25 protein-coding genes are annotated in these 26,150 nt (G+C 43.2%); 13 read left to right on the top strand and 12 right to left on the bottom strand.

Going from position 1 to position 26,150, the window contains the following annotated elements:
* Positions 1-123 precede the first annotated feature (123 nt).
* Positions 124-2,217, top strand: coding sequence for a protein kinase domain-containing protein (locus tag ACOCD9_RS05760; protein WP_419546712.1), 2,094 nt, complete (start codon positions 124-126; stop codon positions 2,215-2,217).
* A gap of 393 nt (positions 2,218-2,610) precedes the next feature.
* Positions 2,611-2,805 (top strand): type II toxin-antitoxin system VapB family antitoxin, encoded by a 195-nt coding sequence (locus tag ACOCD9_RS05755; RefSeq protein ID WP_419546710.1) that lies wholly within the window; start codon positions 2,611-2,613, stop codon positions 2,803-2,805.
* Positions 2,806-2,915: 110 nt separating this feature from the next.
* Here ACOCD9_RS05755 and ACOCD9_RS05750 read toward each other — a convergent pair whose 3' ends face one another.
* From ACOCD9_RS05750 to ACOCD9_RS05720, 7 genes are all read right to left on the bottom strand, one after another.
* Positions 2,916-3,524, bottom strand: coding sequence for a PIN domain-containing protein (locus ACOCD9_RS05750; RefSeq protein ID WP_002752169.1), 609 nt, complete (start codon positions 3,522-3,524; stop codon positions 2,916-2,918).
* Positions 3,521-4,000, bottom strand: coding sequence for a hypothetical protein (locus ACOCD9_RS05745; RefSeq protein WP_008207308.1), 480 nt, complete (start codon positions 3,998-4,000; stop codon positions 3,521-3,523). The genes ACOCD9_RS05750 and ACOCD9_RS05745 overlap by 4 nt, the downstream gene beginning before the upstream one ends.
* Before the next feature lie 20 nt (positions 4,001-4,020).
* Positions 4,021-4,374, bottom strand: coding sequence for a DUF5615 family PIN-like protein (locus ACOCD9_RS05740; protein ID WP_287703911.1), 354 nt, complete (start codon positions 4,372-4,374; stop codon positions 4,021-4,023).
* Positions 4,371-4,607: a DUF433 domain-containing protein gene (locus ACOCD9_RS05735; protein WP_002752166.1), complete on the bottom strand. Its 237-nt coding sequence runs from the start codon at positions 4,605-4,607 to the stop codon at positions 4,371-4,373. The genes ACOCD9_RS05740 and ACOCD9_RS05735 overlap by 4 nt, the downstream gene beginning before the upstream one ends.
* 7 nt (positions 4,608-4,614) lie before the next feature.
* Entirely contained in the window at positions 4,615-5,046 is a 432-nt protein-coding gene (locus ACOCD9_RS05730; protein ID WP_287703908.1) for a type II toxin-antitoxin system VapC family toxin, read from the bottom strand.
* A 1-nt stretch (position 5,047) separates the two neighbouring features.
* Positions 5,048-5,260 (bottom strand): hypothetical protein, encoded by a 213-nt coding sequence (locus ACOCD9_RS05725; protein WP_287703906.1) that lies wholly within the window; start codon positions 5,258-5,260, stop codon positions 5,048-5,050.
* A 341-nt stretch (positions 5,261-5,601) separates the two neighbouring features.
* The gene (locus tag ACOCD9_RS05720; RefSeq protein ID WP_419546707.1) at positions 5,602-6,867 is read right to left on the bottom strand and encodes an RNA-guided endonuclease InsQ/TnpB family protein; all 1,266 of its coding nucleotides are present in this window, start codon (positions 6,865-6,867) and stop codon (positions 5,602-5,604) included.
* A gap of 102 nt (positions 6,868-6,969) precedes the next feature.
* Between ACOCD9_RS05720 and ACOCD9_RS05715 the strand changes: the two genes are divergently transcribed.
* Positions 6,970-7,110, top strand: a complete 141-nt coding sequence (locus ACOCD9_RS05715; RefSeq protein ID WP_071846437.1) for a DUF2191 domain-containing protein — start codon at positions 6,970-6,972, stop codon at positions 7,108-7,110.
* Positions 7,111-7,180: 70 nt separating this feature from the next.
* Here the strand turns inward: ACOCD9_RS05715 and dxs are convergent, their stop codons facing one another.
* The 5 genes from dxs to ACOCD9_RS05690 all read right to left on the bottom strand — a co-directional run bounded on the left by dxs (position 7,181) and on the right by ACOCD9_RS05690 (position 14,279).
* Entirely contained in the window at positions 7,181-9,091 is a 1,911-nt protein-coding gene (gene dxs / locus ACOCD9_RS05710; RefSeq protein WP_287703904.1) for a 1-deoxy-D-xylulose-5-phosphate synthase, read from the bottom strand.
* A 73-nt stretch (positions 9,092-9,164) separates the two neighbouring features.
* A complete protein-coding gene (larB, locus tag ACOCD9_RS05705) occupies positions 9,165-9,935 on the bottom strand; it encodes a nickel pincer cofactor biosynthesis protein LarB (RefSeq protein ID WP_104395804.1) in 771 nt (256 codons plus the stop codon).
* Between the two features lie 164 nt (positions 9,936-10,099).
* On the bottom strand, positions 10,100-11,848 hold the full coding sequence (locus ACOCD9_RS05700; RefSeq protein WP_419546704.1) for a ribonuclease J: 1,749 nt from the start codon (positions 11,846-11,848) through the stop codon (positions 10,100-10,102).
* A gap of 242 nt (positions 11,849-12,090) precedes the next feature.
* Positions 12,091-12,981 (bottom strand): 4-hydroxy-tetrahydrodipicolinate synthase, encoded by an 891-nt coding sequence (gene dapA / locus ACOCD9_RS05695; RefSeq protein WP_419546702.1) that lies wholly within the window; start codon positions 12,979-12,981, stop codon positions 12,091-12,093.
* Between the two features lie 260 nt (positions 12,982-13,241).
* Positions 13,242-14,279, bottom strand: a complete 1,038-nt coding sequence (locus ACOCD9_RS05690) for an aspartate-semialdehyde dehydrogenase (protein ID WP_419546700.1) — start codon at positions 14,277-14,279, stop codon at positions 13,242-13,244.
* 324 nt (positions 14,280-14,603) lie between these two features.
* On the opposite strand from ACOCD9_RS05690, the gene tig reads away from it, so the two are divergent.
* The 10 genes from tig (at position 14,604) to ACOCD9_RS05640 (ending at position 26,117) form a co-directional block, all read left to right on the top strand.
* Positions 14,604-15,998: a trigger factor gene (gene tig / locus ACOCD9_RS05685; protein ID WP_419546698.1), complete on the top strand. Its 1,395-nt coding sequence runs from the start codon at positions 14,604-14,606 to the stop codon at positions 15,996-15,998.
* Between the two features lie 405 nt (positions 15,999-16,403).
* On the top strand, positions 16,404-17,105 hold the full coding sequence (gene clpP, locus ACOCD9_RS05680; RefSeq protein WP_002736918.1) for an ATP-dependent Clp endopeptidase proteolytic subunit ClpP: 702 nt from the start codon (positions 16,404-16,406) through the stop codon (positions 17,103-17,105).
* 7 nt (positions 17,106-17,112) lie between these two features.
* Positions 17,113-18,447 carry an ATP-dependent protease ATP-binding subunit ClpX gene (gene clpX / locus ACOCD9_RS05675; RefSeq protein WP_046661801.1) on the top strand — a complete coding sequence of 445 codons (1,335 nt, stop codon included), beginning with the start codon at positions 17,113-17,115 and terminating at the stop codon, positions 18,445-18,447.
* A gap of 21 nt (positions 18,448-18,468) precedes the next feature.
* Positions 18,469-18,678 carry a hypothetical protein gene (locus ACOCD9_RS05670; RefSeq protein ID WP_419546695.1) on the top strand — a complete coding sequence of 70 codons (210 nt, stop codon included), beginning with the start codon at positions 18,469-18,471 and terminating at the stop codon, positions 18,676-18,678.
* Positions 18,656-19,513: an alpha/beta fold hydrolase gene (locus ACOCD9_RS05665; RefSeq protein ID WP_079206174.1), complete on the top strand. Its 858-nt coding sequence runs from the start codon at positions 18,656-18,658 to the stop codon at positions 19,511-19,513. The genes ACOCD9_RS05670 and ACOCD9_RS05665 overlap by 23 nt, the downstream gene beginning before the upstream one ends.
* Before the next feature lie 15 nt (positions 19,514-19,528).
* The gene (locus ACOCD9_RS05660) at positions 19,529-19,753 is read left to right on the top strand and encodes a peptidylprolyl isomerase (protein WP_287703889.1); all 225 of its coding nucleotides are present in this window, start codon (positions 19,529-19,531) and stop codon (positions 19,751-19,753) included.
* 487 nt (positions 19,754-20,240) lie between these two features.
* The gene (locus ACOCD9_RS05655; RefSeq protein WP_002737810.1) at positions 20,241-20,819 is read left to right on the top strand and encodes a helix-turn-helix domain-containing protein; all 579 of its coding nucleotides are present in this window, start codon (positions 20,241-20,243) and stop codon (positions 20,817-20,819) included.
* A gap of 57 nt (positions 20,820-20,876) precedes the next feature.
* A complete protein-coding gene (locus tag ACOCD9_RS05650; protein WP_419546694.1) occupies positions 20,877-23,591 on the top strand; it encodes a peptidase domain-containing ABC transporter in 2,715 nt (904 codons plus the stop codon).
* Between the two features lie 33 nt (positions 23,592-23,624).
* Entirely contained in the window at positions 23,625-25,319 is a 1,695-nt protein-coding gene (locus tag ACOCD9_RS05645; protein ID WP_069474254.1) for an HlyD family efflux transporter periplasmic adaptor subunit, read from the top strand.
* 51 nt (positions 25,320-25,370) lie between these two features.
* Positions 25,371-26,117: a foldase protein PrsA gene (locus tag ACOCD9_RS05640; protein WP_419546692.1), complete on the top strand. Its 747-nt coding sequence runs from the start codon at positions 25,371-25,373 to the stop codon at positions 26,115-26,117.
* Positions 26,118-26,150: the final 33 nt, after the last annotated feature.

Genomic DNA, 26,150 nt, shown 5'->3' with positions numbered 1-26,150 from the left:
GTTTTGAAAAATGCAATATCTCTCTTCAATTTAATCATAACTACTTACTTATGATAAAATGCTGTCAAGGTCAGGGAGGGAAAACTTGCAATTATTCACCCGATAAAATAACTGATAGCCGAGATGAAACCCTGTTACTGTATTAATCCCAATTGTTATCAACCAGACCATCCGAGTAATAATAACTCGAATACTCGTTACTGTCAAAGTTGCGGCTCTGAGTTGTTGTTAAATGGTAAATATAGGGTAAGTCGGTTATTGAGTGATACGACCGGTTTTGGCGTTGTTTATGAGGCTTTTGAAGGTTTTACAGCCAAAATCCTCAAGGTATTACAAGAAAAATGGAATAATGAACCGAAGGCAGTGGAATTATTTAAACGGGAATATGACGTTTTATTAGAGTTGAGTCGTCAAAATGTCACCGGTGTTCCTCGCGCAGATACCTATTTTCAATATTCCACAAGGGAAGGGAAAATATTACACTGTTTAGTTATGGAAAAAGTGGAGGGAATTAATTTAGAACAGTGGCTAAAGCAGTATGATAAGTTAAGTCAAAAACGAGCCTTAAAATGGCTGAGAGAAATTACTTTAATTCTCGATAAAATTCATCAACAGAATTGGCTGCATCGAGATATTAAACCCCCTAATATCATGCTGCGGAATAGTGGCGAGTTGGTGTTAATTGATTTTGGCACAGCAAGGGAAGAAACCCAAACCTATCATCAAAAGGTAAAAGGTCAACAGGTAACAGGTATTACCTCAGCCGGATATACCCCCAATGAACAACAACATGGCCAAGCAGTGATTCAATCAGATTTTCATGCTTTAGGACGAACTTTTGTGCATTTATTAACCGGAAAACATCCTTTAGAAATTTATGATCCGATTAATGATGTTTTACCTTGGCGAGAAGAAACGGAAAATATTCACCCGTTATTGTTGGATTTTATTGATGAGTTGATGGGAAGATTACCCAAGAATAGACCGGCTAATACTAGGGTTATTTTACAGCGTTTGGATGAGATTGAAAGGCAATTAAAGTTACCTCCTATAACTCCTAATAGACCATCTCCACCAGCAGCAAATCCGCAGCCTGTTGTAACTCAAAAACAACCGCCAGTTATTCCTAAGATTAATCCTTCTCCGCCAGTTTCACCTGTGGCTGTACCCAAAAAAACACCAGCACAACCGGTTAAAAATAATAATCTGAGAAATGGATTAATAGCTATTGGTGGAGTTTTGTTATTAGGAGTAGGAATAACGCAAGGTTATGGTTATTTTAAATATAAGCAGTTTCCCGCCAGTCTTCAATTATTGATCTCTAATTTTCCTAGTGTTAGCTTTCTCGATAAAACCCTTGCAACTGGTCATTCTGTTAAGTCAGTAGTATATAGTCCCGATGGACGCTATTTAGCTAGTGGGAGTCGTGACACAACTATCAAAATTTGGGAGGTAGCAACGGGAAAACAATTGCGTACTCTTACTGGTTATTACCCCGTTAATTCAGTAGTATATAGTCCCGATGGACGCTATTTAGCTGGTGGGAGTTGGAACGATACTATCAAAATTTGGGAGGTGGCAACGGGAAAACAATTGCGTACCCTTACTGGTCATTCTGATAGTGTTTGGTCAGTGGTATATAGTCCCGATGGCCGCTATTTAGCTAGTGGGAGTTATGACAAAACTATCAAAATTTGGGAGGTAGCAACGGGAAAAGGATTGCGTATCCTTACTGGTCATTCTAGTGAGGTTTTGTCAGTGGTATATAGTCCCGATGGCCGCTATTTAGCTAGTGGTAGTTGGGACAATACTATCAAAATTTGGGAGGTGGCAACTGAAAGAGAATTGCGTACCCTTACTGGTCATTCTAGCGGGGTTTTGTCAGTGGTATATAGTCCCGATGGCCGCTATTTAGCTAGTGGGAATGGTGACAAAACTATCAAAATTTGGGAAGTAGCAACGGGACAAGAATTGCGTACTCTTACTGGTCATTCTAACGGGGTTACTTCAGTAGTATATAGTCCCGATGGCCGCTATTTAGCTAGTGGGAGTTGGGACAAAACTATCAAAATTTGGGAGGTAGCAACGGGAAAACAATTGCGTACCCTTAACGGTCATTCTGACTGGGTTGAGTCAGTGGTATATAGTCCCGATGGCCGCTATTTAGCTAGTGGGAGTTGGGACAAAACTATCAAAATTTGGCGAGTGGGACAGTAAACTTGTGTTTGGGGTGACAGCAATAACTTTTGTCTATCAAAAATGAGCGACACTTGCGGGAAACTGCACCGATGTCTTTAAAAATGTTGGGTTTTGGCTCAAATTATTGAATCGAGCAGTTTTCTCCTAAATAGGGTATGCGGCAAAAAGTACGGGCGAAGCATTCGGATAGAAAATCTACAGTTTCACCGATAGGTTATTGTCCGAATGCTTCGCCCCTACAGGACGCGGGCCGATAAAGACGCAAGATTTTGAACGACGATTCTCTCACAATCTTGCACCTGTTTTGCGAGAAAAGCCACAAAATCTCTACCTTGCTTACATCTCACATTTATTCAGCAAACCCTATATAATGTGTATATTAACAATCTACTATACACAACTAGGGATAGGATGATGACTAACATTATCATTGATGACCAACTCATGGCTGATGCTCTTAAAGCTACTGGTTTAAAGACTAAACAAGAAGTTGTTGAATTGGGTCTTAAGACTTTGATTCGGCTCAAACAACAGGAGAAAATTAAAGCCTTTAAAGGTAAGCTTAAATGGGAAGGAAGCCTTGATGAAATGAGGCACAATCAATGATTCTTACGATGTCGTTAAAGAATGTTGGGTTTCGCTCAAATTATTGAATCGAGCAGTTTTCTCCTAAGTATTAAAGCACTCAACTCAACCAAAAAGATTGATCTCAGCTACTAGGACGATAACTGCGACTGAAGAAAACTGTAACCACGATCAAATCGGGGAATCATCCTACAGTTGAATTGATTCAGTTCTTCAACAATGTCAGGACTATCAAAGTCTTTTGAGTTTCGATTCAAAAAACACGCCTGCTGTGGCTGATAACGTCGTAAATGATGAAGTACCGAGGCATAGACAAGAGCATCTTGTGGCGTTAAATCATATATCTTTTCATAAGATGCTGCTTCGATTAAAATATCAGCAGTAAGTGCCACAATTTCTCCTACCTTGAGGAGGCGTTCTCGATATTTATTAAAACGATGTCGTTCTTCTTCATTGCTTTGCACCATTAAACTAGCAATATCTTGAATACTCTTGATCCGACTTGCATAAGAAGCTGTGCGTGAAAGTTGACGTAACTCAGTATCTAGTAACTGTTGAAGTTCCCGACGACTCTTTGCTTGACGAGTCAGTTTTTCGTGAGGTTCAGCTAGACTATATGCTGGAATAATTAGTTTGGCTTGTCCTGTTTCACAAAGTTGCAGAATCTGCTCACAGCTTAGACACTGCTCTTGCTCGAAGGTTAGCTCTAAAACAAAATTTGTTTCAACATAGATATTCACGCCGCTGCCTCACGCTGAAATTTTCCTCCAGCTAAAGCAGCATACAACCCTGAATCAATCAACCAACGCTGAGAATCATCGAGAGCTTCAGGCGGCTTTTCAGAATAAATAATCTCTCCCAACCAAGAAGCAACAATTAGTTCAAGACTTTGCCTACTAATTTGGTCATTCGTTACCCCTGCTCGTTGAAAATAAGGCTGAAGAATGGGACTGGCATCAATCATATAACTAGGTTCACTCTGCTCCTGAAAAGCCCCAACATTACTCCATAAGTAAAATCTGTCAGGAAAGACCAGCAAAAAATAGGGAGCCTTGGCAAAAGTACCGTGTGCCAGAATATTGCGTCGGAGTTTTGCCGCCCATTCTTGGGATACGTTGGTTTTGCACTTGACCTCAACCACAAGAGCGAGTTGACCATTGCGGTTATTAACTGCTAAATCCCAGCCAGAAGCCATAAGATGAACTGATGAAACCATACACAGCACTCCGGGTAAAATTATTGATGAACGATGATTGAGTTGCGACTCATTTCTATTAAGGAATGTTGAGTAAAAAGTGCTTTTATTTGGGTTAGATTATTCTGAAATAATGCTTCTAATTCGACATTCGTAATATTACCAGTAGTCACTAGCAGAAGCTTATAAGGTTCTTGATTAATCAAAAATGAATCAAGAAAATCTCTGTCTTCGGTAATGACAATTCGATTTTGTTGAATTGAAAGAGCGTTAATTTCTGCATCTGTCGTGGCATTTTGTTGGGGTAAATCTTTAGTATGAATTGTACCATGACCAGCAGCTTGCAAAAAACGAGCTAAACGAACTGGCAATTGGGCATCGACTAAAAAGTTCATGGTGCAATTTGGTAGATGCTTTTTACCTGAGTTAATCGAGTGGCAAACAATAACGCCGCTAGAATATCCTCCCGTTCTAAATCATCGTAGTCGGCTAAAATGTCTTCGATACTCATGCCAGAACTAAGTAATTCTAGGATAAATTCAACAGGATAACGCAATCCTCGAAGGCAAGGTTTGCCATGACAGATATTTAAATCGAGGGTGATTCGCTGCAAAAGTTGGTTTTCCATAGGTAATTCAGTTGCTTGTAATCGTCCAATCTTCTGCTCTTAAACCGGCAATTTGCCCAAAATCTGAGAGATTTCTCGTCAGCAGGATAGCCTGATTAACCATTGAGATAGCAGCAATCTTCAAATCCATCGAACCCAAACGAGGGTAAGTTACCCGAAGTTCTTGAAAAACTTGACCTGCCTTTTCATCAAAGCCGACAATGGGAATCGTGCGATAATTAGCGAGGTGCTTTTCTAGCCTTCGATAGGCAACAACTTGGGTTTCAATCGAATTTGCCTTGGCTATGTAACTGAGCCATCCCCGCATTTGTTCTTCGTAGGTGATAATTGTGGTGGCAACTTCGCTGCTCGTAATAGCAGCCAGTTTTTTCAGCAATTGTTGTGCCGGTTGACACCCGCGATCGAGAATGCTAATATGATCGGTGTCAAGGAGATACATTTCAGGGTTCGGATGCTTCCTCGGCTAATGGTTTTAGAGACTGGCGGTACTCTTGACCAAACTGCATTGCCTCTTCGTAAACCGGATCTTCAGCAAAAGTGCCGACAATTTTTTCCCACCAGGGAGTTTCGCTGACAGTAGGTAGCAAACGCTTAAGCAGTGCTACTTCAGCTTCTAAAGCTGCTAGTCTTATCTCTAGATCAGTGCTTAACATGGTTGACATATCCTCCCATTCTGCTCTTGCTCAAAGGTTAGCTCTAAAACAAAATTTGTTTCAACGCCAGAAGCCATACGATGAACTGATGAAACCATACACAGCACTCCGGGTAAAATTACCGATGAACGATTGTACACAATTCTGTCTTTAAGTCAAGTGGCTTTACAAAACTTTAAGCAATTTCTTGACAAAATTTAACCTTTTTTCTCATTTTTGAACCCTCAAAAATTAATTATGCAAGAGGTTTAATCTACTATACACAACTAGGGATACTACGAGAACTAACACTGTCATTGTTGACATCCTCGCCGCCGTAAACGGACGGTGATTCCCAAACCTCACGATTTAGGCTTCGGCCGTGAGCTCAGCGTTCGACCGAGCTCACGCCGAGGTCCGAACGGTTTCTGCTTCTTTCCCGTTCGGCTGACGCTCACGGCGGAAGCCTTGCGGGGTTCCGCACCTGCCTTAACAGATTTACTCTGTTCTGGTCTTATGGTCGCTCTACAGACTGACACCGCAAGCCCTGCGGCCAAAATATTTTTACTGGCGTTAATATCTCGGTCATGGTGTGTCCCACAGTTCGGACAGTCCCACTCTCGAACATTTAACGGCAGCTCTTTCACAATATACCCACAATTACTGCACCGTTTAGAACTGGGAAACCATCTATCTATTTCGATGTAATTTCTGCCGTACCAACGGCATTTATAGGCTAATTGTCGAATGATTTCTCCCCAGCTTACATCAGATATTGCCTGAGATAATTTCGGGTTTTTGACCATATTCTTGACGGCTAAGTTCTCAACCACAATCGTTTGGTTTTCACGGACTAATTGAGTGGTTAGCTTATGTAAATGGTCTTTTCTACTATCGGTGATTTGAGCGTGAATCCTAGCTACTTTGATTCTTGCTTTTTCCAGATTTTTTGACCCTTTCTGTTTTCTAGACAGATTTTTTTGGGCTTTTCGCAGTCTCCGATAATGCTTTTTAAAATGCTTAGGATTAGATACTTTATCGCCATTGCTAGTAATCACGAGGCTACTAATTCCTAAGTCAATTCCGATGGCTTTATCTGTTACTGGTAGAGGCTTAATCGTTGGGTCATCAAATCTTATTGAAATATGCCAACGTCCAGAAGGATGTAATCTGACTGTTACTGTACTTGGGTCACAGCTTTCTGGTATTTGTCTTGACCATCGAATAGGTAAAGGTTCTGTGCATTTGGCTAAATAGATTTGTTTGTCTTTAAATTTAAAGGCTGATTTGGTAAATTCGGCACTTCCTCCCTGATGTTTTTTCTTAAAGTTAGGATACTTAGTACGACCAGCAAAGAAGTTAGTAAAAGCTGTTTGTAAATGTCTTAACCCTTGTTGTAAAGGTACACAGCTTACCTCATTGAGAAAGTCTAATTCTTCTTGCTTTTTCCAATCGGTTAGCATTGAAGAAGTTTGAGCGTAGCCTACTCTTTCTTGCTTTTCGTACCAAGCTTGTGTTCGTTCGTGGAGAGCTTTGTTGTAAACTAATCTTACACAGCCCAAAGTGCGCCGCAATAGCGACTCTTGTTCTGGTGTCGGGTAAAATCGGTAAGAATAGGCTTTTTCCATACCTCACATTTTAGCATATATTTCGTAAACGATGCTCATATTTAACAGTAAAGCCGTCGTTCTACGACGGGGTTTCAGACCCAAATTTTCGATGACCAACTCATGGCTGATGCTCTTAAAGCTACTGGACTCTCCTATTCTTTGTGTGATAAATTTAACTTCTATAGTAGTGATCGATCTTTGTGTCCTTTGTGTCTCTGTGGTTCGTTCCCCTCACTATTTATTGCCGGCAGTCTTCATTGACTATCTAGAGCAAAAAAAAACCAGTCTTCCCTAATTTTTCGGGAAAACTGGCCAAGCTAATCTTGAGATTTTAACCGACGTTAGCGGTTTGTTTTTGGCTAAAAAATGCCGCTAAAACCTGTTGGGCAATCTGGGGACTGGTTAAACCCAAATCAGCGAAGGATTCCTCTGGTTTTGCGTGGTCCACTAATTTATCGGGAACCCCGAAACGCTTGACTGGAACTAGAATATTAGCATCCTGTAAAGCTTCCAAAACCGCAGAACCAAAACCACCCATCAAACAACCTTCTTCTAAAGTCACCACCTTACCAAGACGTTGAGCAAGGGGAAAGATAAGTTCTGTATCAAGGGGCTTGACAAAACGAGCATTAACCACTGTGGCTTCGATGCCGTGTTCGCTGAGGATTTCGGCCACCTGTAGGGAAGTGTTGACCATAGTGCCGTATCCTAACAGGAGAATATCATCGCCACTGCGGAGAATTTCGCCCTTACCGATGGGTAAAGCTTCCCAACCCTCTTCCATCAGGGGAACCCCTAAACCGTTGCCCCGGGGGTAACGCATGGCAATGGGGCCGCTGGTATGATTAATCCCCGTTACGACCATTCTTTGCAGTTCCGCCTCATCTTTGGGGGCCATAATGGTCATATTGGGGATACAACGCAGGTAGGCGATATCGTACATACCTTGGTGGGTCGGTCCATCGGCCCCGACAATACCGGCCCGGTCCATGCAGAAGAAAACCGGTAGATTTTGAATGCAGATATCGTGAATAATCTGATCAAAAGCCCGCTGCAGGAAAGTAGAGTAAATGGTGACAACCGGGCGCATTCCTTCGCAAGCAAGACCACCAGCGAGAGTAACCGCGTGTTGTTCGGCAATTCCCACATCGATATACTGTTTCGGTAGTTTTGCCTGAAATTTATCTAATCCCGTCCCAGTGGCCATAGCGGCGGTGATACCGATAATGCGCGGGTCATTTTCCGCTAATTTAGTGAGAGTATGCCCGAAAACTTTAGAATAAGCCGGAGGTTTCGGTTTACTGGAGGGAATCGGTTTACCCGTGGCTAAATTAAAGGGATTTTGGGCATGATAACCCACTTGATCTTTTTCGGCCCATTCGTAGCCTTTGCCTTTAACGGTGGCAACGTGGACGAAAACCGGTCCGTGGACCTTATGGGCCTGTTTAAAAGTGGCGATTAATTCGGGAATATTATGACCATCAATCGGGCCAAAATATTTAAAGCCCAATTCCTCAATCACTGCGCCAACCTTGGGAACTGCTAACCGTTTCATTCCTTCTTTGACTCGTTCCATTTCGGGAGTGAGGGAGTCACCGAAGAAGGGTAGATTTTTAAATTGTTCTTCGAGATTATCGGCGATAAACTGGACGGGTTCGCTCAGACGCACTTTATTGAGATAGCGGGAAATTGCCCCGACGTTGGGGGAAATGGACATCTCGTTATCGTTGAGGATAACCATGATGTTGGTGTTCGGTAAATGTCCAGCATGGTTAATCGCTTCTAGGGCCATACCCCCGGTTAAAGCGCCATCCCCGATGATCGATACTACCTTGAAATCTTCTCCCTTGGCATCCCGGGCTAAAGCCATTCCTAACCCCGCAGAAATGCTCGTGGAGGCGTGTCCAGCCCCAAAATGGTCAAATTTGCTCTCGCAACGTTTTAGATAGCCCGCAACGCCGTTTTTTTGGCGCAGGGTGTGAAAATCGTTATAGCGACCGGTGAGGAGTTTATGCGGATAAGCTTGGTGTCCCACGTCCCAAAGGACTTTATCTCGATCGAGATCGAGGGTTTGGTAAAGGGCGATCGTTAGTTCTACGACTCCTAACCCCGGTCCCAAATGTCCACCGGTAGCGGCGATCGTCTGGAGGTGTTTTTCGCGAATCTGACGGGCAATATCTTCTAATTGACGGAGTGATAAACCATGTAACTGGTTGGGATGAGTAATTTCACTTAGGTGCATATCGGCTTCTTTTTCAAAGTAGTTTATCCCTATACCAACTGTATAGGATTTTCAGCCTGAGATGAGGGAAAATCTAGGCTAATCTGGCCGCCGTGCGTAAAATTTGGCCGGCTAACATGGCAGCCCCAAAACCATTATCTATATTAACCACACCGATGCCGACCGCGCAGGAATTGAGCATAGTTAACAAAGGAGCAATACCACCGAAACTGGTTCCGTAACCGATACTGGTGGGAACGGCGATCACCGGGCGATCAACTAATCCTGCTACCACACTTGGTAAGGCTCCTTCCATTCCCGCAACAACAATTAACACATCGGCGGCATCCAATAGATGGCGATGATTCAAGAGTCGATGAATTCCCGCTACCCCCACATCCCAGAGACGCTGCACGGAAAAACCGCATAATTGAGCAGTAACCGCCGCCTCCTCCGCTACGGGAATATCGGCAGTTCCCGCCGTTAGGATGGAAATTATCCCTTTTGGGGGATTTTCTGGAGCGGCTGCGGCAATGGCACAGATGCGGGCTAAGGGATAATAAACTAAGTCTGTTACCTGTTCCTGTAGCTGGGCTGCTATCTCTGCTTCAATGCGGGTGGCCATAACCACGGGACTATTTTGACGCAATACACCGATAATTTGGGCGATTTGAGCGGTGGTTTTACCCGGTCCCCAGATAACCTCCGGAAATCCCGTTCTTAATTGACGATGATGGTCAATTTTAGCAAAGTCTTCCACCGGTTCAAAGGCCAGATGTTTAAGTTTATCTAAGGCTGTCTCCGGGTTAATTTCTCCCCTGGCAACGGCGGTCAGCAGCGATCGCAAATCGGCAGCATGGAACATGATCAGTTATCAATGGGAAGTGGGGGTGTGGGGTGTGGGGTGTAGGGTGTGGGGTGTAGGGTGTGGGGAAGTGGGGAAGTGGGGAAATTGAACTAAAACCCCAAAACCCCAACCCCCAAGACCTGTCTTCTGTCTCCTGTCTCCTGTCTCCCGTCTCACTGCTATTAGGAGGCCATGGTGGCTGCGGGACGACGGCGGCGATAAGTACGATTGTTCGCTGGTTCCGTTGCCGCCGCTTGCAGGAGGAAAATCACTAGAGGTTGACTCTGTAACTCCCGTTTGATTAAACGTTGCAAAGTCGTCTCGATTTCGGCCCGCAAACGGTCCCAATCCGGGGACCCCGTGGCGGTTTTAAATTCACCGATGCGATCGCTTAAACAGCGTTCGATCGCCCGAATAATTAACTGATTCAGCAGCGAGATTTCCACTTTTGTCACCACACCGCGCAAATTAATCTCTGGAGGTGCGCTTAATTGTCCCTCAGCGTTAACGAAGGCGGCGATCGTAATCACACCATCTTCGGCTAATTGTTGTCTTTCCTGCATAATGTGTTCGTGGACCACACCTGCTTGATCAACTAACTCGATTCCCGAAGGCACTGGTGCGCCGATGGCAATGCGATCGCCAGTTAACTCGATCGTGTCACCATTTTTGACAATCACCATATTTTCGGCGGGAATCCCCATACTTTGGGCCATCTGAGCGTGTTTGACCAGCATTCGGTGTTCTCCATGCACTGGCACAAAAAACTTCGGCCGGGTCAAAGATAGCATCAATTTATGGTCTTCTTGGGAACCATGGCCGGAAACGTGAATTCCCTTATCGCGTCCGTAAACCACGTTAGCACCCTGCATCATCAGGCGATCAATTGTATTGACTACAGCGATGGTATTACCCGGAATCGGATTAGCGGAAAAGACAATCGTATCTCCCTGACGCACGCGAATATGAGGATGTTCACCCTTAGAAATCCGCGTCATGGCCGCTAAAAGTTCCCCCTGGGAGCCTGTGGTTAAAATAACGATTTTTTCATCGGCTAAATTGCGGGTCGCTTTCAAGGGTTCAAACAGATCATCGGGACATTTTATATACCCCAAATTGCGCGCATGAGCGATGACATTTAACATCGATCGACCCACTACCACCACTTTCCGGTTAAATTTCTGGGCCAATTTCAACACCAGATTAATCCGATGCACCGAGGAAGCAAAGGTAGTGATCATAATCCGTCCCGTTGCTTGGTTAAAAACCCGCTCTAAACCGGGATAAACGGAAGCTTCCGAGGGAGTATAACCGGGTACTTCCGCGTTAGTGGAATCACTCAATAAACATAGCACCCCTTTCTCGCCATGTTCGGCAATTTTTTGCAGATCAAAGAATTCCCCATCCACAGGAGTATGGTCAATTTTAAAATCTCCCGTGTGAATAACTACCCCTAAAGGAGTGTGAATTGCTACACAAAAACTATCGGCGATCGAGTGGGTATTGCGGATATATTCCACCATGAAAGATTTACCTAAACGCACCATTTGCCGAGGAACTACGGTTTCTAATTTGGTACGATTTGCTAATCCTGCTTCTTCCAATTTATCCCGCAATAAAGCCATGGCTAGACGCGGACCGTAGATAATTGGTACATCAAATTGTTTGAGATGGTAGGGAATGCCACCGATATGATCTTCGTGACCGTGGGTGACGATCATACCCTTAATTTTATGGCGATTTTCCCTTAGATAAGTCATATCGGGAAGCACTACATTGACCCCGTGCATATCATCGGAAGGAAAAGCTAAACCGGCATCGAGGAGAATAATCTCATCATCGTATTCAAAAACACAGGTGTTTTTGCCGATTTCGTGTAATCCTCCTAGGGGAATGATCTTTAGTTTTGCTTGGGTTTTATCTTGACTCATTAGGTATCCTTTGATGGTAAGTTATGGTGATTTTTCAGGTGGTTTTTTTGGACGGGAAATCTCAAAAAATGAATAGTTAGAATAAGTCGAACTAGGGAAATAACACCTAGCTAAATTCACTTAGTATCAATACTTTCTAGCAGTTCTAAACTATATTTCTTTTCTTCTAGTTAAGCTATTAATATTATAACCTACTTTCTCGAAAAATCCCAGTTTAGTGGGCAAGAATTTCTAGTATTTTTCTAGATTAAAGCCAATTCTTGCATAATTTTTGCTAATCCTTCTTCTAGTTCGGGACTTAAGGAACATAAAGGAAGTCTTAGACCCCCCACTTCCCAACCGACTAGATTTAAGGCCGCTTTAATTGGAATTGGATTAGTGGCACAGAATAAACCTTTAAACAGGGGAAATAATTTCAAATTAATCTCGATCGATTTGGCCGCATCTCCAGTTAAGAAAGCTTGAATCATCCCTTGGATTTCTTCTCCCACCAGATGACTAGCAACACTGACCACTCCCACCGCACCACAGGTCATCAGGGGTAAGGTGAGAAAATCATCGCCGGAATAAATAGCGAAATTTTCAGGAGTATGACAGTAAATCTTGCAGGTTTGTTCTAAATTACCACTAGCTTCTTTTACCGCCACAATATTATCAACTGCTGCCAGTTTAATAATCGTTTCTGGGGTCATATTTTGACCCGTACGACCAGGGATATTATAAAGCATTACCGGCAGATCGGGACAAGCTTTGGCAATGGCACAAAAATGCTCATATAAACCCTCTTGGGGAGGTTTATTGTAGTAGGGAACCACTTGTAAAGAGCCATCTAAACCCAGTTTAGCAGCCTGTTGGGTCGCTTCGATCGCTTCGGAAGTGGAATTAGAACCCGTCCCCGCAATCACTTTTCCCCGACCATTAACCGCTTTTTTGACAATACTAAATAGTTCGTATTCTTCCTGCCAACTTAGGGTGGGTGATTCTCCCGTCGTCCCACAGACCACTATACCATCGCTACCGTGGGTAACTAGATAATCGGCCAATCTTTCCACCAGGGCATAATTAACTTGACCCTCGACGGTGAAGGGTGTCACCATCGCCGTAATTACTCGTCCAAAATATGTTTCACTCATTGATTAGTTATCAGTTATCAATTATCAGCTTCTGAAGGCAACAGGCAAAAGAAAGAATCTGGCAATCCTCCTACCTAAAAAGAAGGGTAGAAACTAAGTACATCGAAGCTTTTAGCTTAACAAATTAGGTTTTAGATTCGGCCTTTGTTATCAGTTTGCGAGCGATCAGCAATCAGCTTTCAGACTTTACTTATCCGGTTAATTAGCTATTTTTCTAATTATTATCGCCTTGATTTAGCTGAAGGCTGATCGCTTAATTATCAAACTGTTGCTAATCTTGAACCGACGAGATTTTTCTTGACTAAAAGTTCGGCAATTTGTACGGCATTTAAAGCCGCACCCTTGCGAATTTGATCGCCGCATAGCCACAATTCTAGACCGTTAGGATGGGATATATCTTGACGAATGCGTCCCACTAATACTTCATCGCGACCGGTGGCATCAATTGGCATGGGAAAATAATTAGCGTCCCAATCTTCCACTAATCTTACCCCCGGAGCGGACTGAAGAATTTCTCTAGCCTTCACCACAGAAAAAGGCCGACTAAATTCTAGGTTAACCGATTCCGAATGGGCCCGCAGCACGGGAACCCTCACACAGGTGGCGCTAACCCGCAGCTCTGGACAAGCAAAAATCTTGCGGGTTTCGTTGACCATTTTCATTTCTTCCTCGCAGTACCCCTGACCATTAATCGGGGTATTGTGGGGAAAAAGATTAAAAGCGAGGGGATAGGGGAAGGAATTAGTGGGAGGTTGCCGATTATCAAGAATTGCTTGCGCTTGCTGTTTTACCTCCTCCATGGCTCGCGCTCCAGCACCACTAGCGGACTGATAAGTAGAAACTACTACTCGCTCGATCGCCTGTACTTGGTGGAGAGGCCAGATCGCCACTCCTAAAAGAATTGTCGTACAGTTGGGATTAGCGATAATGCCCCGGTGATTGTCCACACTGTCGGGATTGATTTCCGGGACAACTAAAGGCACTTCGGGATTCATGCGAAAAGCACTGGAGTTATCGATAATCGTCGCACCCGACTCGACAATAGTTTTCGCCCAAGCTTTCGAGGTGGACCCCCCCGCAGAAGCGAGAACTATATCCACGTCCTGAAAAGATCGCTCGTTTACCGCTTCGATGAGGAGACTTTCGCCCCGAAAATCGAGGGTTTTTCCAGCAGAACGCTCAGAAGCCAGTAATTTTAGACTAGCGAGAGGGAAATGACGACTAGCTAATAACTCTAGTAATTCCGTTCCCACGGCCCCGGTGGCCCCTAAAATAGCGACCCGTACTTTTTGACTCAAATTGTGTGACCTCCTGACGAGTTGGGTGATGATAATGATCCGAAGAAATCGTTAAAGTAAAAAATCTTTTTTGTCCACCGAGTTATTCTCAAGCTTGGATTGATCGGCTTTTGATCAGCAAAATTTTCTGATTGGGCTTAACTGCCCCAAGGACGGAATAAATTAAATATACCCCATTGACCGCTAAAATAAAAAGATTGTGACAGCTTGGGGAACAACTGCAGCTATTCCCCTAGAATATCATGAGCGGGACGGATCCACCGCAGGCGTAAACACCGCTCACCCTATTATAAACGTTCCTTGTCGTAAGAGCTAGAAAAATCAATGAAAGTTATTCAGGAAAAGCTTCCTGCCAGTCAGATAGGTTTAGAAATTGAAATTCCCGCCGAAACCACGAAAAACACCCACGAGAAAGTGGTAAATAATTTAGCGAAGTCGGCCAATATACCCGGTTTTCGCCCCGGTAAGGTTCCCCGTCAGATTCTTCTGCAAAGATTGGGAACTAAAGCGGTAAAAGCGGCAGTAATTGAGGAATTAATCGAAAATTGCCTCGAATCTGCCCTAAAACAGGAGGGGATCGAGTCCCTGGGTAATCCCCAGCTATTGTCTCAGTTTGAGGATTTGATCGCTGCCTATGAACCGGGTAAAGCTTTGACTTTTTCAGTTTCCGTGGATGTGGCCCCGACAATTATTCTCGGAGATTACGAAAATCTGAGCGTTACTGCCGAAGAAACCGTTTATGATCCCGAATCCGTGGAAAATTGGTTTAAAGAGCGTCAAGAACAGTTAGCGACATTGGTTCCCGTGGAAGATCGCGGGGCGCAGCTGGGAGATGTGGCGATCGTTGATTATCGGGGAAAATCCGCCGAAACTGGCGAGGATATCCCAGATATTGACGGCGAAGATCTGCGGGTGGATATGGAAGCAGGACGCTTTATCGAGGGGATGGTGGAAGGAATTGTCGGCATGAAACCGGAAGAAGTCAAAGAGATGACTTTAACTTTCCCAGAAGATTATCCCAAAGAAGATGTGGCGGCAAAAGCGGTAATTTTTACCATTACGATGAAAGAGTTAAAGGCAAAGGAATTACCGGAGCTTGACGACGATTTTGCCCAAGAAGTCAGCGATCAGGAGACAATCGCCGAATTAAGAGCAAGTTTAGAGAAACGTTTCCAAGAACAAGCGGAGAAGGAAACCAAAGACAGCATTTATGAGTCCTTAACTGAGGAATTGGTCAAAGGTGCGACTTTAGATTTACCGGAGACGCTGATCGAAAAGGAAGTGACGCATATTTTGACCCAAAGCTTCATGGAATTTCAACAAATGGGGCTAGATGTCAACCAGTTGTTTACAAAAGATAATATTCCCAAAATGCGGGAAAGCACCCGTCCCGATGCGATCGAAAGTCTGAAACAGACTCTCGTGGTGCAGGAATTGGCTAAAGTCGCCGGCATTGAAGTCAGTCCCGAAGCGGTAACGGAAAAAATCGCTAATATCATGGCCCAATTGTCCGATCGCGACATAGATATGCAGCGTCTGGAACAGGTGATCACCGAAGAAATCCTGGCGGAAAACACCCTGGCATGGCTGAAGGAAAAAGCTACTATCACCCTCGTCCCCAAAGGTTCCCTAGAGGAAGAAACAAGCGAGGATGAGGAAACAGAAGAAACCTTCGCATTCACCGAAGTGGAAGTGTTGGCAGCTGAGGAAGAACCGTAAGGAGTTAGCAGTCGTGTTGGGTGTTGGGGTGTTGGGGTATTGGTTGAATTCCCCCATCCCCCCATTCCCCCATTCCCTGATAACTGATCAGTGATCACTGACAACTCGACCGAATCTAAAACCTAATTTATTAAGCTAAAAGCTTTGATCTACTTAGTTTCTAACCTTATTTTTAGGTAAGACAATTGCCAGATTCTTTCTTTTGCCTTTTGCCTTTTGCCTTTTGCCTTCACAAGCTGATCACTGATAACTGATCACCGATAACTGATGACTGATTCCTGCCAACCGGGGGAAACTTAGGGCATAATAGATGGACAGAAGTGCTAAAGATGCTTAACATTTGCCAGTAAAAGCTCCACAGCCAAGCAAAACCCCTAAGATTGTGATAGCGGAACCGAAAAAATTATGCTCGAATCGAGATCACCTGACTACCCAATTACCAGTAATTGTCGCCCTGCTATCTACGCCAACACGGGGAGAAACTCCCTAGCTAACGTTTTACCCGTGGTAATCGAACAGTCTGGCATGGGTGAACGGGCTTTTGATATCTATTCTCGACTCCTGCGCGAGAGAATTGTCTTTTTGGGAACCCCCGTCGATGATCAGGTCGCTGATTCGATCGTCGCCCAACTCCTCTACTTGGAAGCAGAAGATCCCGAAAAGGATATCCAACTTTATATCAACTCCCCCGGTGGTTCCGTTTATGCCGGACTAGCTATCTACGACACCATGCAACAAATTCGCCCCGACGTGGCGACAATTTGTTTCGGTTTAGCCGCTAGTATGGGAGCATTCCTGCTTTGTGGTGGCGCGGCAGGTAAACGGATGTCCCTACCCAGTAGCCGGATCATGATTCACCAACCCCTCGGCGGCGCCCAAGGTCAAGCTAGTGATATCGCCATCCAAGCCAAAGAGATCCTCTATATTAAACAGAGACTCAATACCATGCTGGCTCACCACACCGGTCAACCCTACGATCGCATCGCCAACGACACCGAACGGGACTTTTTCATGTCCGCCGTCGAAGCCAAAGAATATGGGTTAATCGATCTGGTGATTTCCCGTCCCGAACTGCCCGATCCTACCGTTCCCGTTACTTCCCTGTAAATAAACTATGTCTAAATACGACTCCCACCTCAAGTGTTCATTTTGCGGCAAATCCCAGGAACAAGTGCGAAAATTAATCGCCGGGCCGGGGGTCTATATTTGTGACGAGTGTGTGGAACTGTGTAACGAAATTCTCGATGAGGAATTGATGGAACCGCCCAGTCCGGTCGCCCCAGTGGAGGAACGTCCCAACAAACGGCGATCGGGCCAAAACAAAACCACTTGGGAACAAATTCCCAAACCCAGAGAGATTAAAAAATACCTCGATGACTACGTTATCGGTCAAAATGAGGCGAAAAAAGTGCTTTCTGTGGCCGTTTATAACCATTACAAACGCCTCAAAGATATCCAAACCCAAAAAGCCGGTGGCGGTAGTCCAGAAGATAGCATCGAACTGCAAAAATCTAATATTCTGTTAATCGGTCCCACAGGATCGGGAAAAACCCTTCTAGCTCAAACTCTGGCTAAAATCCTCGATGTACCTTTTGCCGTCGCCGATGCCACCACTTTAACCGAGGCCGGTTATGTGGGGGAAGATGTGGAAAATATTCTCTTGCGTCTGTTACAAGTGGCAGATTTAGACGTGGAAGAAGCGCAGCGGGGCATTATCTACATCGATGAAATCGATAAAATTGCCCGCAAGAGCGAAAATACCTCGATTACCCGAGATGTGTCGGGAGAAGGGGTACAGCAAGCTTTACTGAAAATGTTAGAGGGAACGATCGCCAATGTTCCCCCCCAAGGCGGCCGCAAACACCCCTATCAGGATTGTATTCAGATTGACACCAGCAATATCCTGTTTATCTGCGGTGGGGCGTTTGTCGGTTTAGATAAGGTGATCGATCAGCGTCTCGGTAAAAAATCCATGGGCTTTATTCAACCGGGAGATGGCCAAGCTAGTAAGGATAAGGTAGCGGCAGGGTTATTAAAACAAATGACTCCCGATGATTTAGTCAAATTTGGCATGATTCCAGAGTTTGTCGGTCGGATTCCCGTCCTAGCGGCGCTTTCACCCCTAGATGAGGAAGCTTTAATCGCTATCCTGACGCAACCCCGCAACGCTTTGGTGAAACAGTATCAAAAACTGTTGAAGATGGACAATGTACAGTTAGAGTTTAAATCTGATGCCGTCCTAGCGATCGCCCAAGAGGCCTATCGTCGCAAAACCGGGGCCCGGGCCCTACGGGGTATTGTCGAGGAATTAATGCTCGATGTCATGTACGAATTGCCCTCGCGCAAAGACGTGAAACGCTGTTTAATCACCCGCGAAATGGTGGAAAAACGTTCCACGGCAGAGCTATTGGTTCATCCTTCCTCTCTACCCAGTCAAGAATCCGCTTAAGGGGAAAGATCGAGGTTAACCATGCTGAACACCGTTCCCGCGATCATCAAAGAAGGCCGGATCGAACTCCTCGAATACGTGCCGATTCCAGAGGGTACTAGGGTTTTAGTCACCCTCATCCCGGAGGAGACAAACTCGGATTTCTGGCAAAAAGTCAGCGAAACTGCACTGGCTAAGATTTGGGATAATCTGGAAGACGACATCTATCATGAAAACTCAAATAATCGATAAAACAATCACTGTTCGCGGTGTTCCCCACTATTACGAGTGGATTCGACAGTCGGAATCTGCCCAGAAAAAGCCGGTGATGGTGTTTATTCATGGTTGGGGAGGATCGGGACGCTATTGGCGATCAACAGCTGCGGCAATTTGCGATCGCTTTGATTGTTTATTGTACGATATGCGGGGTTTTGGTCGGTCTAAATTGCCGGAAAAATCATCCGATCTTTCCTACGATTTAGAAGAATATGCCCTTGATTTGGCCTTGTTTTTAGATAGTTTGGAAATTGAAAAAGTCTATCTCAATAGTCACTCTATGGGGGCATCGGTGGCGACTTTTTTTATTACTATGTACCCCGAAAGAGTGGTCAAAGCAGTTTTAACCTGTAATGGCATTTTTGAGTATAATAAAGCGGCTTTTGCTGCCTTCCATAAATTCGGTAAGTATGTGGTACAGTTTCGTTATGATTGGTTTTTAAAAGTACCTTTTGCCGATCGATTATTTATGGCGAGATTTTTGCATCGATCGATCCCAAAATCAGAAAGAATTGCTTTTTTAGAAGATTTTTTAGCGGCAGATTACGAGGCCGCCCTAGGCACAATTTATACATCTGTGAGTAAAAAGGCAGTGGAAATTATGCCTGGTAAATTTGCTGAGATTAAGGTACCAACTCTTTTAGTATCAGGGGAAAAAGATATTATTATCCCTGCCAAAATGGGCAAAATGGCGGCGGATTTGAATAATAATATCCAGTATGTGGAGATGGCTAATACTGCTCACTTTCCCATGTTAGAAGATGCCCCTACTTATCTAAAAAAATTGCAAGATTTTTTAGAAATTAATTAGGGTTTGCTAGGGGAAATGAGTTTCTATGATGTGACTGACAAGTATATTCAGGATAAAGAGTTACGCCGTCAGGGTGGATATTTGGGGGTACAGCGTCGCCAGGATTTAAAACCAGAAATATCTGCTGCTGTGTTTGCTACGAAACCTCCTCAGTTGCTTAAACCTATTGTGAAAGCTAAAGGGATAAGCTTGATTTTAGTGGAGGAAATTATACAGCGGAATTGGATGATAAGTACCTAAGCAAAATTAATTACACATATCTAACTACCTCTTACCTTCTGGGCTCTTCTCAAATTTGTGTGATAATTTTTGCTTATGTAAGGTTAAATGCTTACTGGTCAGGACTTTTAGGACTATTTTGAAAGAAGAAACTATCAGTATAGACCTCGTTTCCACACAGAAACCAGAAGAGCCATAAATGAACAACACTATGTTAAGGAATGTAAAAGAGGCGGTTTTCGCTGCTGCATACAGCTTTCTACCCTATTTACAAAACTTTATACAGCAGCGAAAACTTATGTCCGACTACTTAAACCAGAAGTATCTGGTATAATGCTCAAAAAGCATGGGCGACATACACCGTGCTAACTGCCCACCATCTGTTCTACGAGTACGAGGTAATACCCGTGTCTAATTGATTTATACCGCAAATACGCAACGCCAAATTTTGTTTTGCAAAGATGTCGCAGATTGTCCAAAATCCTCTAATGCCAATGAGTATCAGCTTATGAAATCATCTCAAACTGGTATTAATTTTCCCAATAACTCTGGTCGATTTCTCAGTGCTTTTCAGAGAAAACACTTAGAAAAAAGCCTAGAAAAAGGGTTGTCTAAGCGCCATTTTCAACGAATTCAAATTATGCTGCTGGCAGATGAGGGTAAAACCCAAACCCAAATTTGCCAAGAGTTGGGCTGTTCCCATAGTACAGCACGCCATTGGATAACCCTCGCCAAGTCTGGTCAGGCTCACCAGTGGAATAGTGGCCCAATTGGCAGACCTCAAACTGTAGACGAGGAATGCTTGCAGCGTTTGAGGAAGTTAGTCAGTCAAAGCCCTAGAGAAGTTAAAGTCCCTCACCGTGATTTTAGTTATTCGGCTTCCCGATGGACTGCTAAGAAACTCAGCGAGCACCTGAGCGCAGAATTAGGAATTAAAATCAGCGATCGCCATATCAACAGACTACTCAAACAAATGGGTTTATCTACCAGACCAAAATCGAATAACCTTGAAAAAAATGAGCCGAAAAAATCCAGTAAAAGCGGCATTGTGATTAGGGACATTCCAGAGGAGGTGGCATTTTCTTAATCATCATGAAAAATCTATTAAGTGCTATTAAGTGTTTGCAACACTATCGAGGGAGAAATGACTACCAAAGAATATATATCTGGTCTAATCGGTCAATTTTTATCAGAAGAGGATTTAGCCAGTTTAGTTGAGTCGGCTGAATTTTCAAAACCTAACCCCGGTTTGTTGTTGGAAAGTATCTCAGCATCCGATGGCTTATATATTTTGGTCGCTGGCAAAGTAAGACTGGTTAACAGTAGCCTGGACTTAATTAGCACCCTGCATCCGGCTCAACTATTTGGGGAATGTACTTTGTTTCCTGAAGCCGGTTTTTTAGATTATGCTGTCAGGGTTTCGCCTCAAGCAGAGCTATGTTATATTCCTGGTAAAGTTTTGCGCTCTATCATTCATAAAAATTCCCGATTTAAGGAGTATTTGTACAATTTAGCTACCGCTAAAGATAATGAACAAAAAAGTAAATTTTCCATAAATACTCAACTAGATTTATCCGTAAAGGACGACCAGGAACTAATTGCGGGAATTAGCACAATCAAAGATGAAATATATCTAAAAACCCACAAGCAAAAAGTTAACAAGGCTTATTTCCCTAGCCCCACTCAGCGCGTTACTCATCTATGGCAGCATATTACTAGACGCTATCCTTTTTTTGAGCAACAAAGTGGTTCTGACTGTGGTGCTGCTTGTTTAGTAATGGTTGCCCGTTATTGGGGCAAAAAGTTTAGTGTCAACCGCATTCGAGATATTGCTAATGTAGATGCCAATGGGGCTTCTTTGCGAGGACTATCCGCTGCGGCGGAAAGTATCGGATTTTCCACTAGACCAGTTAAAGCCAGTATTGACCAACTGGCTAAACAAAAATTACCCGCAATCGCTCACTGGGAAGGTAATCATTATATTGTCGTTTATGAAATCACTCGCAATCAAGTCATTGTTGCTGACCCTGCTATTGGTCAACGGAGTTTAACATATCCAGAATTTAAAACAGGTTGGCAGGGTTATACACTACTCCTACAACCGACAGCTTTAATCAAGGAACTCAAAAATCATACTACCCCATTTTGGCAATTTTTTAATTTAGCCAGTCCTCACGGTCAAGTATTACTAGAAGTATTTATTGCTTCCTTAGTCATTCAAATTTTCGGATTAGTTACCCCACTATTTACTCAGTTACTCCTCGACCGGGTAGTTGTTCAAGGCAGTACATTAACCTTAACGGCTGTGGGATTAGGGTTAGTCATTTTTGGTTTATTTCGGGTTGCTTTGACCGGATTACGACAATATCTCCTCGACCACACTGCCAACAAAGTAAATTTAGCCATGATTGTGGGATTTATTACCCACACTTTCCGATTACCCCTGCGTTTTTTTGAGTTTCGCTATGTGGGGGATATCATGGCCAGGGTGCAGGAAAACCGCAAGATTGAGAGATTTCTAACGGGTGAAGCCCTATCTATTGTATTAGATTTACTCACGGTCTTTATCTATGTGGGACTTATGTTCTGGTATAGCTGGAAAATGGCTTTACTGGCATTAGTCATTGTGCCACCTTTTTTCCTGCTTGCTATCATTGCTACTCCTTTCCTACAAAAGATATCCAGAGAAATATTTGCGGCCTTAGCGGAAGAAAGTGGTTATTTAATCCAATCTTTGACTGGTGTACGCACGGTCAAATCTCTGGCAATTGAGCAAGTAGTGCGCTGGCGTTGGGAGGAGTTTCTCAACAAGTCAATTCGCAAAAACTTTTCTGGGCAGATTATTAGCAACCGACTCCAAGTATTTAGCTTAACCATTGAATCTTTAGTGACCACTGGGCTGCTTTGGTTTGGCGCTTGGTTAGTGATTCAAGGAGAATTAACCATCGGGCAGTTGGTGGCTTTTAATATGTTAATTGGCAATGTAATAAACCCTTTTCAGCGGTTAACGGTTCTATGGAATGAGTTACAGGAGGTAATTATTGCAGTGGAGCGAATTAATGATGTGATTGATACCGAACCAGAGGAAGATTTGCAATCTCACGCTCGTTATTATTTAACAGATTTACGAGGAGATATTATTTTTGACAAGGTGACATTTCGTTACCACCCAGAAAGCGAAACTAATGTTTTAGAGAATCTCAGCTTTGAAATCAAAGCCGGACAGACTGTAGCTTTAGTGGGGCGTTCTGGTTCAGGAAAAACTACTATTTCTAAGCTAGTTTTGGGGCTATATACCCCTACAGATGGGAAGATTTTCATTGATGGTCATGACATAACTAGCATTTCTTTATCTTCTTTGCGTCAAAGGGTTGGTGTTGTTGACCAGGATACTTTTTTATTTGGTGGCACAATTCGGGACAACTTGACCCTAGCGCGACCTTCTGCAACTCAGGCGGAAATTATCGAAGCCGCTCAATTAGCAGGTGCTGACGAGTTTATTCAAAAGTTACCGATGAGTTATGAAACCCAGATTGGTGAAGGTGGAGGGTTATTGTCTGGTGGTCAACGGCAAAGATTAGCCATCGCTAGGGCGTTATTAGGCAATCCTCGTCTATTGATTTTTGATGAGGCAACTTCCCACTTAGATGTGGAGTCGGAGCGAATTATTCAGACTAATTTGAATAGAATTCTTAAGGGACGTACTACATTAATTATTGCCCATCGCTTATCTACCGTTAGAAATGCTCATATAATTTTAGTTTTAGATAGAGGAGTATTAATAGAGCAAGGAAATCACGAGCAGTTAATGGCAAAAAAAGGGCATTACTACTATTTAAATCACCAGCAACTTAACTAATGTTCATAAATCTGAGCAAGATTTTCATAAATTATGACCCAGTTTAATGAGATTAACCAAGCAGACTTAAATGGTCGTAAAAGCGACCAAAATCTACCAGGAAGTAACCTAAATTCTTCGGCGGATTGGTCTTTTGCCACAAAGGAACTGTTGGATGCGTTACCTCAGCGGTGGACGCGAGGACTGCTCTATTTTTTAATCGTTTTTGTGGCGATCGCTTTGCCCTGGGGAATGTTGTCTCGGGTAGATGAAACGGGTAGTGCTAGGGGACGGTTAGAACCGCAAGGTGGCACAATCAAGCAAAAGCTAAATTTAACCTATACATCTGCGGCTCTTAATTCCCAAACGGCTAAAGTTGAAATGCTAAATATTGAAGAAGGAGACATGGTAAAAGCTGGGGATATTTTAATGGAACTGGACAGTCTCCCTATTCGTGAGCGAATTACCCAACTGCAAATTCAACTACAAAGTCAAAATAATCGGCTGAATGCACTAAAGCAACAAAAAAATCAGCTAGAAACCGAACTGCGTACCCAAGAACGGCAAAATCAGTCCCAACAATTAGAGAAACTATCTCAGGTAGAACAAGCTCGACAAACCTTTCAGTCTCTTAAGACAACATACAATTTGCAAGAACAGGAAAAACTGACTCAAATTGCTCAAGCGGAGCAAAATCTGGCAGCACTCAGAAGAACCTTAAATTTACAAAGAGAAGAGAAACTGACTCAAGTTGCCCAAGCCAAACAACAGTTAGAGGATAGCAACACCGCTTATAATTTAGCAGAATTGCGCTTACAAAAAGCCTTGAGGGAAGTCGAACGTTACCAGAATCTTTTCCATAATGGAGTGATAGCGGAAGTTCGGGTCGTTGAACAGGAAAATATCGCCGATGAAAGACAAAGTATTTGGAAGCAAAGTCAAGCAGATATTGAGCAAGCCAGACTGCGATTAGAAGAGCAGAAAAGCAGTTATGAGAGAATTGTTAATCAAGGGAAGGCGGATATTGAGCAAGCAGAGTTACGATTAATCGAACAAAAGAGGATTTATCAGAGAATTGTTAATCAAGGGGAAGCGGACATTGAGCAAGCGAAGTTGCGTTTAGCCGAGCAAGAGAATAGTGTTCAAACCCTTACTCATGCGGGGGAAATTGCTCTGTCTAAAATTCAAGAACAGCTAAAAAGTTTGGATAGCCAAATCAGTAGTCTTAAATCTGAGGTGACGCAAACAAAGAAAGAAATTGATTCTTTGAAGTTTGAGTTAGAGAAACGGATTGTTAGAGCCCAAGAAGGAGGCACTATTTTTAGTTTGCCGATTACTGGGGTGGGAGATGTGGTACAACAAGGAGGAATGATTGTAGAAATAGCGCCCCAAAAAGCGGATATTTTATTGAAAGCAGAAATGGCCACTACACAAAGTGGTTCATTACAGAAAGGAATGGCGGTTAAGATGAAGTTTGATGCTTATCCTTTTCAGGACTATGGCGTAGTTGATGGAAGTTTAATTAAAATTTCCCCAACCACCAAAATGCAAGAAACATCTCAGGGACGAGTAGCAATTTATGAACTAGAAATTCATTTAAATCAAACTTGTATTCCTAGTGCTAATGACTGTATTCCATTACGTCCGGGAGATACAGCTACCGCTGAGGTGGTGGTGCGTCAGCGTCGCGTTATTGATTTTATTCTTGACCCATTCAAGAAGTTACAAAAAGGAGGTTTAGAATTGTAAAAACTTTTTGGCAATCTCTCGATGTTGTAGTTTTTTCAGGAAAAATTAATCATGTCACAATCTGTTGCCATTACTGCTGAAGATATTCTGAAACAAGTTAAGCTGTCTTTAAAAACTTCTGAACTCATAGAAGCAATTATTACCCGTAAAATGATCGCCAATACGGCAGAAGAGGTAGGAATCAAGCTAGAAGCTGAGGATCTTCAAGAGATGGCAGACAAATACCGAAAAATGTATAAACTTCTTAGTGAAGAGGATACCTGGGCTTGGATGAAAAAAAATCATCTGTCTTTAGATGATTTTGAAGAATTTGTGTACTATCAAGGTCTTGCCAGCAAACTAGCTGTTCATCTTTTTGCGGATAAAATTGAGCCATATTTTTATGAGCATCAATTAGATTATGCTGGGGTAGTGATGTATGAAGTGGTGTTAGAGGATGAAGATTTAGCGATGGAATTATTTTATTCTATTCAGGAAGGGGAAATGAGTTTCTATGATGTGGCTCACAAGTATATTGAGGATAAAGAGTTACGCCGAAAAGGAGGATATCGAGGAATATTATATCGTAAAGATTTGAAGCCAGAGATTTCGGCTGCTGTTTTTGCGGCGACACCACCAGAGGTTCTTAAACCGATTGTGACTTCTAAGGGAGTGCATCTAATTTTAGTCGAAGAGATTATTGAAAGGAAGCTAGACAACTGGCTTCGCAATAAAATTGCTGGAGATTTATTTAACGATTGGGTTAGTAACTCTCTGATTGATTTCCAAGCTAATAAAAATATTGAGATTTGCAATTAAGTTTTTTTAAAAAACATCAAATAAACCGAGATA

The organism is Microcystis sp. (assembly GCF_048564745.1).
Lineage (GTDB): Bacteria > Cyanobacteriota > Cyanobacteriia > Cyanobacteriales > Microcystaceae > Microcystis > Microcystis ichthyoblabe_A.
This window is presented reverse-complemented; position numbering and strand designations above follow the sequence as displayed.

What these genes read in the sequence shown, in the direction of transcription:
- ACOCD9_RS05645 (WP_069474254.1), top strand. Translation starts at nt 23,625, where the DNA reads ATGACCCAGTTTAATGAGATTAACCAAGCAGACTTAAATGGTCGTAAA.
- ACOCD9_RS05670 (WP_419546695.1), top strand. Translation starts at nt 18,469, where the DNA reads ATGCTGAACACCGTTCCCGCGATCATCAAAGAAGGCCGGATCGAACTC.
- ACOCD9_RS05730 (WP_287703908.1), bottom strand. Translation starts at nt 5,046, where the DNA reads ATGTATCTCCTTGACACCGATCATATTAGCATTCTCGATCGCGGGTGT.
- ACOCD9_RS05745 (WP_008207308.1), bottom strand. Translation starts at nt 4,000, where the DNA reads ATGGTTTCATCAGTTCATCTTATGGCTTCTGGCTGGGATTTAGCAGTT.
- dxs (WP_287703904.1), bottom strand. Translation starts at nt 9,091, where the DNA reads ATGCACCTAAGTGAAATTACTCATCCCAACCAGTTACATGGTTTATCA.
- ACOCD9_RS05660 (WP_287703889.1), top strand. Translation starts at nt 19,529, where the DNA reads ATGAGTTTCTATGATGTGACTGACAAGTATATTCAGGATAAAGAGTTA.
- ACOCD9_RS05720 (WP_419546707.1), bottom strand. Translation starts at nt 6,867, where the DNA reads ATGGAAAAAGCCTATTCTTACCGATTTTACCCGACACCAGAACAAGAG.
- ACOCD9_RS05665 (WP_079206174.1), top strand. Translation starts at nt 18,656, where the DNA reads ATGAAAACTCAAATAATCGATAAAACAATCACTGTTCGCGGTGTTCCC.
- ACOCD9_RS05650 (WP_419546694.1), top strand. Translation starts at nt 20,877, where the DNA reads ATGACTACCAAAGAATATATATCTGGTCTAATCGGTCAATTTTTATCA.
- dapA (WP_419546702.1), bottom strand. Translation starts at nt 12,981, where the DNA reads ATGAGTGAAACATATTTTGGACGAGTAATTACGGCGATGGTGACACCC.
- ACOCD9_RS05760 (WP_419546712.1), top strand. Translation starts at nt 124, where the DNA reads ATGAAACCCTGTTACTGTATTAATCCCAATTGTTATCAACCAGACCAT.
- ACOCD9_RS05700 (WP_419546704.1), bottom strand. Translation starts at nt 11,848, where the DNA reads ATGAGTCAAGATAAAACCCAAGCAAAACTAAAGATCATTCCCCTAGGA.
- ACOCD9_RS05715 (WP_071846437.1), top strand. Translation starts at nt 6,970, where the DNA reads ATGGCTGATGCTCTTAAAGCTACTGGACTCTCCTATTCTTTGTGTGAT.
- ACOCD9_RS05740 (WP_287703911.1), bottom strand. Translation starts at nt 4,374, where the DNA reads ATGAACTTTTTAGTCGATGCCCAATTGCCAGTTCGTTTAGCTCGTTTT.
- clpP (WP_002736918.1), top strand. Translation starts at nt 16,404, where the DNA reads ATGCTCGAATCGAGATCACCTGACTACCCAATTACCAGTAATTGTCGC.
- ACOCD9_RS05640 (WP_419546692.1), top strand. Translation starts at nt 25,371, where the DNA reads ATGTCACAATCTGTTGCCATTACTGCTGAAGATATTCTGAAACAAGTT.
- ACOCD9_RS05755 (WP_419546710.1), top strand. Translation starts at nt 2,611, where the DNA reads ATGATGACTAACATTATCATTGATGACCAACTCATGGCTGATGCTCTT.
- ACOCD9_RS05725 (WP_287703906.1), bottom strand. Translation starts at nt 5,260, where the DNA reads ATGTTAAGCACTGATCTAGAGATAAGACTAGCAGCTTTAGAAGCTGAA.
- tig (WP_419546698.1), top strand. Translation starts at nt 14,604, where the DNA reads ATGAAAGTTATTCAGGAAAAGCTTCCTGCCAGTCAGATAGGTTTAGAA.
- clpX (WP_046661801.1), top strand. Translation starts at nt 17,113, where the DNA reads ATGTCTAAATACGACTCCCACCTCAAGTGTTCATTTTGCGGCAAATCC.
- ACOCD9_RS05735 (WP_002752166.1), bottom strand. Translation starts at nt 4,607, where the DNA reads ATGGAAAACCAACTTTTGCAGCGAATCACCCTCGATTTAAATATCTGT.
- ACOCD9_RS05655 (WP_002737810.1), top strand. Translation starts at nt 20,241, where the DNA reads ATGAAATCATCTCAAACTGGTATTAATTTTCCCAATAACTCTGGTCGA.
- larB (WP_104395804.1), bottom strand. Translation starts at nt 9,935, where the DNA reads ATGTTCCATGCTGCCGATTTGCGATCGCTGCTGACCGCCGTTGCCAGG.